This window comes from Leucobacter sp. GX0328, assembly GCF_053567315.1.
The window spans coordinates 216,778-228,865 of sequence record NZ_JBSGPC010000003.1; the positions used below are offsets into that span (position 1 = coordinate 216,778).

Annotated in this window: 9 protein-coding genes; 6 read left to right on the forward strand and 3 right to left on the reverse strand. The window is 68.8% G+C overall.

Going from position 1 to position 12,088, the window contains the following annotated elements:
* The first annotated feature begins 190 nt into the window (after positions 1–190).
* Positions 191–2,281: an excinuclease ABC subunit UvrB gene (gene uvrB, locus ACUYTF_RS12120; protein ID WP_434143513.1), complete on the forward strand. Its 2,091-nt coding sequence runs from the start codon at positions 191–193 to the stop codon at positions 2,279–2,281.
* A gap of 34 nt (positions 2,282–2,315) precedes the next feature.
* Here uvrB and ACUYTF_RS12125 read toward each other — a convergent pair whose 3' ends face one another.
* Genes ACUYTF_RS12125 through ACUYTF_RS12135 form a run of 3 tightly spaced genes read right to left on the reverse strand, consistent with a single transcriptional unit; the run spans position 2,316 to position 4,337 of the window.
* Complete coding sequence (locus tag ACUYTF_RS12125; protein ID WP_434143515.1) at positions 2,316–2,999, reverse strand: GyrI-like domain-containing protein; 684 nt, start codon at positions 2,997–2,999, stop codon at positions 2,316–2,318.
* Between the two features lie 31 nt (positions 3,000–3,030).
* A complete protein-coding gene (locus ACUYTF_RS12130; RefSeq protein ID WP_434143516.1) occupies positions 3,031–3,702 on the reverse strand; it encodes a hypothetical protein in 672 nt (223 codons plus the stop codon).
* Entirely contained in the window at positions 3,699–4,337 is a 639-nt protein-coding gene (locus tag ACUYTF_RS12135) for a hypothetical protein (protein ID WP_434143517.1), read from the reverse strand. Before ACUYTF_RS12135 ends, ACUYTF_RS12130 begins: the two co-directional genes overlap by 4 nt.
* A gap of 143 nt (positions 4,338–4,480) precedes the next feature.
* On the opposite strand from ACUYTF_RS12135, the gene uvrA reads away from it, so the two are divergent.
* The 5 genes from uvrA to ACUYTF_RS12160 all read left to right on the forward strand — a co-directional run bounded on the left by uvrA (position 4,481) and on the right by ACUYTF_RS12160 (position 12,070).
* A complete protein-coding gene (gene uvrA, locus ACUYTF_RS12140) occupies positions 4,481–7,480 on the forward strand; it encodes an excinuclease ABC subunit UvrA (protein WP_434143519.1) in 3,000 nt (999 codons plus the stop codon).
* On the forward strand, positions 7,477–9,435 hold the full coding sequence (gene uvrC / locus ACUYTF_RS12145) for an excinuclease ABC subunit UvrC (protein ID WP_434143521.1): 1,959 nt from the start codon (positions 7,477–7,479) through the stop codon (positions 9,433–9,435). Before uvrA ends, uvrC begins: the two co-directional genes overlap by 4 nt.
* Positions 9,432–10,310, forward strand: coding sequence for an RNase adapter RapZ (gene rapZ, locus ACUYTF_RS12150; RefSeq protein ID WP_434143522.1), 879 nt, complete (start codon positions 9,432–9,434; stop codon positions 10,308–10,310). The genes uvrC and rapZ overlap by 4 nt, the downstream gene beginning before the upstream one ends.
* Before the next feature lie 63 nt (positions 10,311–10,373).
* Positions 10,374–11,348, forward strand: a complete 975-nt coding sequence (whiA, locus tag ACUYTF_RS12155) for a DNA-binding protein WhiA (protein ID WP_449279856.1) — start codon at positions 10,374–10,376, stop codon at positions 11,346–11,348.
* Between the two features lie 104 nt (positions 11,349–11,452).
* Positions 11,453–12,070, forward strand: a complete 618-nt coding sequence (locus tag ACUYTF_RS12160) for a Fe-Mn family superoxide dismutase (protein ID WP_434143526.1) — start codon at positions 11,453–11,455, stop codon at positions 12,068–12,070.
* Positions 12,071–12,088 lie beyond the last annotated feature (18 nt).

The following is a 12,088-nucleotide window of genomic DNA, read 5'->3' on the forward strand; positions in this document are numbered from 1 at the left end:
AAACCGCGAATGTGGACAGGTACTCGGGAATAGCGCTTCAGAGCTGCGTGTGGAGGAATGGTCGGCGAGCATGCGGGAGGCGCGACCCGCGAGAATCGAGCCCAGGGTGCGCCGGTCCCGCGACTGATCCCGGTTCGCCCGGAGCGGGAATCCGAGACGGATGTCGTACCCGCGGAGTAGCCTGGAGCGCATGCAGCCGACACGCAGTATCCGCCCGTTCGAAGTGATCTCGGAGTACGAGCCTTCCGGTGATCAGCCCGCTGCCATCGCGGAGCTCGCCGGCCGCATCAACGCCGGCGAGACCGACATCGTGCTGCTCGGCGCGACCGGAACCGGCAAATCGGCGACGACGGCCTGGCTCATCGAGCAGGTGCAGCGGCCCACGCTGATCCTCGCGCACAACAAGACGCTTGCGGCGCAGCTCGCGAACGAGTTCCGCGCACTGATGCCCAACAATTCGGTCGAGTACTTCGTGTCGTACTACGACTACTACCAGCCCGAGGCCTATGTGCCGCAGACCGACACCTTCATCGAGAAGGATTCGTCGGTCAACGCCGAGGTCGAACGCCTGCGCCACTCGACGACGAATGCGCTGCTCTCGCGGCGCGACACCGTCGTCGTGTCGACCGTGTCGTGCATCTACGGCCTCGGCAAGCCCGAAGAGTACTACGAGGCGATGGTGCCCCTCGCCACCGGCGATCGCCTCGATCGCGACGTGCTGCTGCGCAGGTTCGTCGACATGCAGTACCAGCGCAACGACATCGAGTTCGTGCGCGGCAATTTCCGCGTGCGCGGCGACACCGTCGAGATCATCCCGATGTACGAGGAGCTCGCGATCCGCATCGAATTCTTCGGCGACGAGATCGAAGCGCTCTACTACCTGCACCCGGTCACCGGAGATGTGATCAAGCAGGTCGACACCGTGTCGGTCTTCCCGGGCTCCCACTACGTCGCGAGCCGCGAGGTGATGAACCGGGCGATGCGCGACATCTCGGCCGAGCTCGATGCGCGCACCGGCGAGCTCAAGCAGCAGAACAAGCTGGTCGAGGAGCAGCGGCTGCGCATGCGCACCACCTTCGACCTCGAGATGATGGAGCAGATCGGGTTCTGCTCGGGCATCGAGAACTATTCGATGCACATGGACGGCCGCAAGCCGGGCGAGGCGCCCCACTGCCTGCTCGACTACTTCCCCGATGATTTCCTCGTCGTGATCGACGAGTCGCACGTGACCGTGCCGCAGATCGGGGCGATGTACGAGGGCGACGCCTCCCGCAAGCGCACGCTCGTCGAGCACGGCTTCCGCCTGCCGAGCGCGCTCGACAACCGTCCGCTCAAGTTCGGGGAATTCAAAGAGCGCGTCGGGCAGACGGTGTACCTCTCGGCCACGCCCGGCAAGTACGAGATGGAGCTCGCCGATGGCGTCGTCGAGCAGATCATCCGGCCGACCGGACTCATCGACCCAGAGATCGTGGTCAAGCCCTCCGAGGGCCAGATCGACGATCTGCTCGAAGAGGTGCGCGCCCGCGCCGAGCGCGACGAGCGCGTACTGGTGACGACGCTCACGAAGAAGATGGCCGAGCAGCTGACCGCCTTCATGGAGGAGGCGGGGGTGCGGGTGCGCTACCTGCACTCCGACGTCGACACGCTGCGACGGGTCGAGCTGCTCACGGAGCTGCGGGCCGGAGTCTACGACGTGCTGGTCGGCATCAATCTGCTGCGCGAGGGCCTCGACCTGCCTGAGGTCTCGCTCGTGGCGATCCTCGACGCCGATAAGGAGGGCTTCCTGCGCTCGTCGACCTCGCTGATCCAGACCATCGGCCGCGCCGCGCGCAACGTGTCCGGCCAGGTGCACATGTACGCCGACACGGTGACGCGTTCGATGCGCGAAGCGATCGACGAGACAAATCGGCGCCGTGCGATCCAGATGGCGTACAACACCGAGCACGGCATCGACCCGCAGCCGCTGCGCAAGAAGATCGGCGATATCACGGAGCTGTTGAACCGCGAGGCCGCCGACACCGAAGCGGTGCTCTCCCGCACCGGGGCGCACGCTCAGCGGGGCGGCTCGTCGTCGCAGCGCGCGAAGGGCAAATCGGCTGCGCGCGCCGGTGCGATCGCCTCCGAGGGTGCGCACAAGCTGGAGGAGCTGATCGCCGACCTCACTGAGCAGATGCTGTCGGCGGCGGATGAGCTCAAGTTCGAGCTCGCGGCGCGGCTGCGCGACGAAGTCGCCGAGCTGAAGCGCGAGCTGCGCAGCATGGATGCCGCTGGGCACATCTGAGCCGCGGATCGCGCGGTGTCTGCGAGTCGGCGGCTCAGACCGGCTGCGACCCGACTGCGCGGGATTCCACGGCGATGCCCTCGGCGCGGCGGACGGGCTGCCTGAGGATAGTGCGCCGCTTCTCGGGCGCCGTTCTGCGGAAGTCGCCGAGGTAGATCTCGTGGTGCGTGCCGCGGAGTGCGAGCCCGTGCCGCGGTGCGATCTCCTCGTGCAGGCGGGCTAGCGTCTCGCCCTCATCATCGAAGGGGCCGATGTGCAGCGTCTGAAGGCACAGCCCCTCGGTCAATGTCTCGAGGCGTAGGGCGTCGAGTCGAGGCGCACGGCCCTTCTGCCGCGCCGCGTGCACGGAGCGGTCGAGATCCTCGTGCCCGAGCCACGCGGGCAGCATGAGCATGAGCGTCCAGTGCCACAGCGACTTGTCCCGCGCCGCGGTGAATGCGCTCATGTCATCGGCCCACCACAGGCCTTCGAGCGGCGGCACGACGTAATCTCGGCCGAGTTCGCGCTTGCTCGCGAATTTGAGCCCGTACGCGACCGGGTAGAGCGTTTCGACCGCCGCGGCGAACTCCGGCGCCCGGTTCGGGTCGCCGTGGCCGTCGATCATGAGGTACTGCATCGGCGGGAGGTCGATGAGACGGAACTCGCCCGGCTTCGCCCGGTACGCGTCGCCCTCCCGGACGAAGTCGATCTTGCGCGCCGCGGGGTGTTCTGGAGGCATGGCGAACAGTGTAGGCGGTGCGGGGCGGGCGTCAGAGCACGAGGTAGCCGTAGCGGTCGGCTGCGGCGTCGATGAGGGACGTGAGTTCATCGCGGTCGAGTCTCAGGCGGGCGAGCGGGTGGCGCGGCAGCGCATCGCGCGCCGGGCTCCACAGCGCGGCGATGCGCACCGGCGGTACGACGGAGGACGCGGAGACGACGCCGTCGAGTTCGGGGTACGCGACCCTGATCGCGCGGGCCCAGGCTCGGGCGCGCGATCGTTCGCCCGAAGAGATCGCGGCATTGCCGCCGGCGACGGCCAGCCAGTCGCTGTCGCTGAGATCGAGCAGCCGCAGCGGTCTGGCGTTCTCGAACATCACGAGCGTCGGCGCGCCCTCGCTGCGCTGCACCATGCGGGTGCTCTGGAAGGCCTCGAGGAGGCATGCGGCGAAGGCGGCCGCCGGGAACGCGTGCTCGCCCTGCGGCTCCAGCACCGCATAGTAGACGCCCTCGTCGGGATGCTCGCCCGTCGGTTCCGGGTGCGGGTCGAAGCGGGAGTCGAGCGGTCCGTACTCCCGGAACTCGTGCCAGTCGACCGGGTGCGGCCCGCCGGCCTTGTAGATGCGCGACAGCAGGGTGCCGGCAGGGATCTCCCGCACCCATTCGCCCTCCGGTCGGAGTTCGGGGAAGCGGTCGGCCCGCGGCGGCGGGAGCTCCTCGCTCACGGCAGGCGGCTCAGCGCGTCGTCGACCGCGGCCGCGGCCTCGTGCGGGTCGCCGCCCTGGGCCAGCCATTCGAGCGGTGCGAGCTCTTCGCCGTCGATGCGCAGCCGCGGGGCCGGCGAAGTGAGTACGCGCTCCGCGAGCAGCAGCGGCGTCGCGCGGGGGATGGCCTGCGCGACGGTCGCCCATCCCCGGGGTTCGCGGCGGTCGTGGAACTGGAAGGCGGGGAGGTGCCAGCCGTCGCTGCGCCGCTGCGCGAGCAGCGTGCCGGCGGCGCAGCGCTGGCGCACGCGGGTGGGGGTGACGCCGAGGATCTCGGCGGCCTCGGCGACGGAGACGCTCTGCGCCCCCAGCTGTTGCTCCCACACGAGGCCGCGCGTCGACGCGGGCAGGGCGGTCGGCTGCTGCAGCTGATCCTCGGTCGCCCCGAGCCGCGCGAGCGCCGCGGTTTCGGCCTCGGTGAGGCCGCGGAGGTCGGTCTGCTGATGGGCCACCACTCCTGCGAGCAGCGACTCCGCCGCGTTCAGGCGATCCGCGTCGATCTGCGCGACGAGGCCGGCGAGGCGCTCTCGCGCCGTGCGGGCCTGCGCGTCCCCGTGCGTGCTCCGGCCGCTGGCCGGCAGTTGGGCGATCGACATCTCGGCTCCTTACGTGATCTTTCATCAATAGTACGCGAAAGGCGAGTTTCGGGGAACCCTGCTGCGGAGCAGCGGCGCCGGGAGGGGCCGAAAAGTTCGTAGATATGTTCGAACACTCAGTCGAATCGAAGTAGGATGAAGTGGTGACTCCGCAGCAGACGACTCCGATCCGATCCTCGGCCGCCCAGGCGCATATCAAGGTGCAGGGGGCCCGCGTCCACAACCTGCGCGACGTCGACCTCTCGATCCCGCGCGACTCGATGGTCGTGTTCACCGGGCTTTCGGGCAGCGGCAAATCGAGCCTGGCATTCGACACGATCTTCGCGGAGGGCCAGCGCCGGTACGTCGAGAGCCTGAGCGCCTATGCACGGCAGTTCCTCGGCCAGGTCGACCGCCCGGACGTCGATTTCATCGAGGGCCTGAGCCCTGCCGTGTCGATCGACCAGAAATCGACGAACCGCAACCCGCGCTCCACGGTCGGCACGATCACAGAGATCTACGACTACATGCGCCTGCTGTGGGCGCGCGTCGGCGTGCCGCACTGCGCCGTCTGCGGCGAGAAGATCGAATCGCAGACCGTGCAGCAGATCGCCGACCGGCTCATGGAGCTCCCGGAGCGCACCCGCTTCCAGGTGCTCGCGCCGGTGGTGAGCAAGAAGAAGGGCGAGTTCGTCGACCTCTTCCACGACCTCGCGGCGAGCGGCTACTCGCGCGCGATCGTCGACGGCGAACTCGTGCAGCTCTCGGACCCGCCGAAGCTGAAGAAGCAGATCAAGCACGATATCTCGGTCGTCATCGACCGCCTCGTCGCGAGCCCCGAAGGCCTCGGTCGGCTCACCGACTCGCTCGAGACCGCGCTGAAGCTGGCTGGCGGCATCGTCGCCATCGACTTCGTGGATCTCGACGAGACGGCGGAGGACCGCACCCGGCTATTCTCCGAGCACCTCTCGTGCCCGAACCAGCACCCCGTGCAGCTCACGGAGATCGAACCGCGCACCTTCTCGTTCAACGCGCCGTTCGGCGCGTGCGCGACATGCTCGGGGCTCGGTACGAGCATGTCGGTCGATGAGGATCTGGTGCTCGGCGACCCGCAGCTCTCGATCGCCGAAGGAGTCATCGTCCCGTGGACGAGCCAGGGCAAGAGCCTGTACCAGTACTACGAGAAGCTGCTCGTGGGGCTGTCGCGCGATCTCGACTTCTCGCTGAAGACCCCCTGGGAGGAACTGGGCGACGAGGTGCGGGAGGCCGTGCTCTACGGCAACAACTTCAAGGTGAACGTGCGGTGGCGCAACCGCTTCGGGCGCGAGGTGAAGTACTCGAGCGGCTTCGAGGGCGTCATCCCGTTCATCGAGCGGCAGTACGCCGAGGCGGAGTCCGACGCGAAGCGCGATCGCTGGCAGGAGTTCCTGCGCGAAGTGCCGTGCCACGCCTGCCACGGGCAGCGCCTGAAGCCCGAGGTCCTGGCGGTCACCGTCGACGGCGAATCCATCGCAGCGGTCGGCGAGTTCAGCCTCAGCGACGCGAAGCGCTTCTTCGACGACGTCGTGCTCACCGAGCGCGAGGCGAAGATCGCCGCCCAGGTGCTGCGTGAGATCCGCCTCCGCTTCGATTTCCTCATCGAGGTGGGCCTCGGCTACCTCACGCTGGCGCGCGCAGCGGGCACGCTCTCGGGCGGCGAAGCGCAGCGCATCCGCCTCGCGACCCAGATCGGCTCGGGGCTGACCGGCGTGCTCTACGTGCTCGACGAGCCCAGCATCGGCCTGCACCAGCGCGACAACCGTCGGCTGATCGAGACGCTGGTGAAGCTGCGCGATCTCGGAAATACGCTCATCGTCGTCGAGCACGACGAGGAGACGATCGAGGCCGCGGATTGGATCGTGGACATCGGCCCCGGCGCGGGCGTCGAGGGCGGCACGGTCGTGCACTCGGGGGAGTACTCGGGGCTGCTCGAGAACCCGCGCTCCATCACCGGCGACTATCTCGCGGGGCGCCGTTCGATCGAGACGCCGAGGAAGCGCCGGAGACGCGAGCGCGGGCGCGAACTCACGGTCGTCGGGGCGCGCTCGAACAATCTCCAGAACGTCGACGCCACCTTCCCGCTCGGGGTGATGACGGCCGTCACCGGCGTCTCTGGGTCGGGCAAGTCGACGCTCGTGAACGACATCCTGTACCGTGTGCTCGCGAACCAGCTCAACGGCGCGCGTCTCGTGCCGGGCAAGCACACGCGCGTGACCGGGCTCGAGCACCTCGACAAGGTGGTGCACGTCGACCAGGCGCCCATCGGGCGCACGCCGCGCTCGAACCCGGCGACCTACACCGGGGTGTTCGACAAGATCCGCACCCTCTTCGCCGAGACGCCCGAGTCGAAGATCCGCGGCTACCTGCCGGGCCGATTCAGCTTCAACGTCAAGGGCGGGCGCTGCGAAGCGTGCTCGGGCGACGGCACGCTGAAGATCGAGATGAACTTCCTGCCCGATGTCTACGTCGCCTGCGAATCCTGCGGCGGCAAGCGCTACAACCGCGAAACGCTGCAGGTGCGGTACAAGGGCAAGAACATCTCCGAGGTGCTCGAGATGCCGATCGCCGAGGCCGAGGAGTTCTTCGAGCCGATCTCGTCGATCCACCGCTACATGAAGACGCTGGTCGACGTCGGCCTCGGGTACGTGCGTCTCGGCCAGAGCGCGACGACCCTGTCGGGCGGCGAGGCGCAGCGCGTGAAGCTCGCGACCGAGCTGCAGAAGCGCTCGAACGGGCGGAGCATCTACGTGCTCGACGAGCCGACCACCGGCCTCCATTTCGAGGATGTGCGCAAGCTGCTGCTGGTGCTGAACGGCCTCGTCGACAAGGGGAACACGGTCATCACCATCGAGCACAACCTGGATGTCATCCGCAGCGCCGACTGGGTGATCGACCTCGGCCCCGAGGGCGGTTCCGGGGGCGGTACGATCCTCGCCGTGGGAACTCCGGAGCAGCTGGCGGAGCACGAGGAGAGCCACACCGGCCGGTTCCTCGCAGAAGTGCTGCACGGACGCGCCGCGAAGGCGGCGAACTCGGCGAAGGCGGCGCACACCTCGAAGGCGGCAGCTCGGAAGCAGCCGGCGGCCCGGAAGCCGGCGGCGGGCAAGGCGAAGGCCCGGGCGTGAGCCCCGACGATCGTCGGGCGGCCTTCCGGCCCGCCCAGGGCGAGATCCCGACGAGCCCGGGCGTCTACCGCTTCAGCGATCGCTACGGGCGCGTGCTCTACATCGGCAAGGCGAAGAATCTGCGCGCGCGGCTCGCCAACTACTTCCAGCCGCTCGACGCGCTCATGCCGCGCACGCGGCGCATGCTGATGCTCGCCGCGAAGCTCGACTGGACGGTGGTCGCGACCGACACCGAGTCGCTCGTGCTCGAGCACACCTGGATCACCGAGTTCAAGCCGCCCTTCAACGTGCAGTTCAAGGACGACAAGACCTATCCGTACCTGGCGGTGACGCTGCGCGAGGAGGCGCCCCGCCTCATCATCACCCGCAACGAGCGCATCCGGGGCGCCCGCTACTTCGGTCCGTATCCGAAGGTCTGGGCCCTCAAGGAGACCACGCGCCTGCTGCAGCAGGCGTTCCCGATCCGCACCTGCAACGACGCCGACTACCGGCGCGCGATGCAATCGGGGCGGCCGTGCCTCGCCGGGCAGATCGGACGCTGCAGCGGCCCGTGCTCCCAGCTGCTCACCGTCTCCGAGCATCGCGCCCGCGTCGACGAGCTCGTCGCCTTTCTCTCGGGCGGCGATCGCAGCCACCTGCGGGCCCTCCAGAGCGAGATGCGCACCGCGGCGGGGGAGCAGCGCTACGAGGACGCCGCGCGGCTGCGCGATCAGGCCGAGGCGGTCGAGCACGTGATGGAGAAGAACGCCGTCGTGCTCGGCCTCGACGTCAATCTCGACGTCTTCGGGCTGCGCTCCGACGAGCTCGCCGCCGCCGCCCACCAGTTCATCATCCGCGGCGGCCGCATCCGCGGCGAACGCAGCTGGATCGTCGACGTCGAGCTCGACGATTCTCCGGGCACGCTGCTCGAGCAGGTCATCCAGTCGGCCTACGCCGACGACCGCGAGCCGCCGCCCGAGGTGCTCGTGCCGCAGCTGCCCGAGAACTCGCTCGAGCTCGAGAACGCGCTGGCCGAGCGGCGGCCGCGCCGGGGGCGCGTGCGGGTGCGGGTGCCCGAGCGCGGCGACAAGGCGCAGCTCATGGAGCGCGCGGTGCTGAACGCGGGCGAGCACCTGATCCGGCACAAGCTGAAGCGTGCGGCGGACCTCACCGCCCGCACCGACGCGCTCGCGGAGCTGCAGCAGGCGCTCGGCATGGACGAGCCGCCCCTGCGCATCGAATGCATCGACGTCTCGCACCTCCAGGGCACGGGCGTCGTCGCGTCGCTCGTCGTGTTCGAGGACGGACTGCCCGCCAAGGGCGCCTACCGCAAGTACCGCATCGAATCGACGCGCGACGACACCGACTCGATCCACCAGGTCGTGTCGCGCCGGGCCGCGCAGCTCAATGCGGCGGCCGAGAACGGCGACCTGCCGTCGGGCGTCTACCGCGACCGGCCGCAGCTGCTCGTCGTCGACGGCGGCGAGCCGCAAGTGAAAGCGGCGGCGCGCGCGCTCGACGCCGCAGGGATCACCGATGTCGCGCTCTGCGGCATCGCGAAGCGGCTGGAGGAGATCTGGCTGCCCGGCGATCCCTTCCCCGTCATCCTGCCGCGCACGAGCGAGGCGCTGTTCCTCGTGCAGCGCATCCGTGACGAGGCGCACCGATTCGCGATCACCTTCCAGCGGCAGCGCCGCAGCACCTCCATCTCGAGCCGGCTCTCCGAGATCCCCGGGCTCGGCCCGAAGCGGGTGCAGGCACTGCTGAAGCACTTCGGGTCGGTCGCCCGATTGAGGGCCGCCTCGCTCGACGAGCTCGCCTCAGCCCCGGGCGTCGGGCCGAAGCTCGCGGAGCAGATCGCCTCGCATATCGCAGATCCATCGGCGGAGGGCGAAACCGAGCAACCGAACGCCGTCGCTGACGCTAAGCTGGGTGGGACGAAGCTACCGGATGCAGACGAGGGGGAAACCGAATGAACGGCACAGCGTCGATTCAGGAGATCCTGATCGTCACGGGCATGTCGGGCGCTGGTCGCAGCACGGTGGCGAACACGCTCGAGGATCTCGGCTGGTACGTCGTCGACAATCTGCCGCTCGCCATGGTGAAGACGCTCGCCGATATGGCGGATCGTTCGGGCGGCGCCCTGCCCCGCATCGTCGCCGTGGTCGACGTGCGCGGCCGCAATCTGTTCGAGGACATCCAGCAGACCGTGACCGATCTCGGGCAGAACGCCGATGTGCGCGTCGTCTTCCTCGACGCGACCGACGAGACGCTGGTGCGCCGATACGAATCCGTGCGCCGTCCGCATCCGCTCCAGGCCGACACGGGCAGCCTGCTCGAAGGCATCAGGCTCGAGCGCGAGCGCCTGCAGGAGCTGCGGGCCTCAAGCGACGTCGTGATCGATACGTCCCGCTACAACGTGCACGACCTGTCGACCGCGACGCGGGAGCTGTTCTCGGACGAGGACACCCCGGGACTGCAGCTGTCGGTGATGAGCTTCGGGTTCAAGTACGGCACGCCGACCGATGTCGACCTGATGGTCGACATGCGCTTCCTGCCGAACCCGTTCTGGGAGCCAGAGCTGCGCGCCCTCACGGGAGTCGACCCCGAGGTGAAGGACTACGTGCTGAGCCGCGACGGCGCCGCCGAGTTCCTCGACCACTACGTCGCAGCGCTCACCCCGGTGCTCGCGGGCTTCCAACGCGAGAACAAGCGCCATGCGTCGCTCGCGGTGGGGTGCACCGGCGGCAAGCACCGTTCGGTGGCGAGCGCTCGTGAACTGGCCGATCGCCTCGCGGGTCTGCCCGGTGTCAGCGTCAGTCTGCGCCACCGCGATCTCGGCCGCGAATAATCCCGCGCCGCGGCTGCTGCCGCCGATCGCCGTTTTCTATCATCGTTCCAGAGAGGATCATCTGTGCCGTCAACCGCTGAGGTCAAGAGCGAGCTTGTACGCATCCCCGTCGCGCAGACGGGGGAGCGGATCGCGGAGGTCGCGACCGTGCTGCGCCTCGCGGGCGGACTGCACACGATCTCGGGACGCATCGCGCTCGAGGCTGAACTGCACACCCCGCAGATCGTGCAGCGCGTGCGCAAGGATCTCGCTGAGCTCTACGGCGTGCGCTCGGAAGCGAAGCAGCTGCCGCCGACGAGCACGCGACCGGGCGCCCCGCAGTTCCTCGTGCGCGTCATCGACGGCGAGACCCTCGCACGCCAGCTCGGCCTGCTCGATCAGCGCCGCCGTCAGATCCGCGGCCTGCCGAACCGCTTGACCACGGGCGCCCAGCCCGAGCTCGCCGCGATCCTGCGCGGCGCCTTCCTCGCGCGCGGTACGCTCACGCCTCCCGGCCGCTCGGTCGGCCTGGACATCGGCTGCCCGACCAACGAGGTCGCGATGGCGCTCGTGGGCGCGGCGCACCGTCTCGGCGTCGAAGCGAAGAGCCGCGAGATCCGCGGGCAGCACAAGGTGCTGATCCGCGACAGCGAGACCATCGGCCAGGCTCTCGGCGTCATGGGCGCGACCGGGGCCCGCAGCGCCTGGGACGAGCTGCGCAAGGCGCGCGAGACCCGCGCCACCGCGAACCGTCTCGTGAACTTCGACGACGCCAACCTGCGCCGCTCGGCGCAGGCGTCGGTGGCGGCCTGCGCCCGCGTCGAGCGCGCGCTCGAGATCCTCGGCGACGAGGTGCCTGAGCACCTGCGCTACGCAGGATCACTGCGCCTCACCCACCGCGAGGCGAGCCTCGACGATCTCGGCGCGCGCGCAGAGCCTCCGCTGACGAAGGACGCCATCGCGGGGCGCATCCGCCGCCTGCTCGCGATGGCCGACAAGGAGGCCTCCGCCCGAGGCATCCCGGGCACCGAGGCGAGCCTGCCCGAGGAGCTCGACTAGCCCGCGGGGCGCGTTCCGCCAGGAGTGAATCTTCGCGCGGCGCGAACGCGCCGAGGACTAAGCTGGAAGCGACCACCGTCGATCGCAGAGATTGGAGCACCGTTATGGCTGCCTACTCACTTCCCGAATTGCCTTACGATTACGCTGCCCTCGAGCCGCACATCAGCGGCAAGATCATGCAGCTGCACCACGACAAGCACCACGCGGCATACGTCGCCGGCGCGAACGCTGCGCTCGAAGGCCTCGCCGAAGCGCGCGAGACCGGCAACCTCGCGAACGTCAACAAGCTCGAGAAGGATCTGGCCTTCAACCTCGGCGGCCACGTCAACCACTCGATCTTCTGGACCAACCTGTCGCCGGAGGGCGGCGGACAGCCCGAGGGCGAGCTGAAGGCCGCCATCGACGAGTACTTCGGTTCGTTCGAGAAGTTCCAGGCGCACTTCGCCGCCGCCGCCGCGGGCATCCAGGGCTCCGGTTGGGCCGTGCTCAGCTGGGACGTGCTCGGTTCGCAGCTCATCGTGCAGCAGATGTTCGATCAGCACTCCAACACAGCGCAGGGCACCGTTCCGCTGTTCCAGCTCGACATGTGGGAGCACGCCTTCTACCTCGACTACCTGAATGTGAAGGCCGACTACATCAAGGCCGCATGGAACATCGCCAACTGGCAGAATGTCGCCGAGCGCTTCGAGGCTGCACGCAAGCAGACCCCGGGCCTCATCTGACCCGTACCACCCACCGCT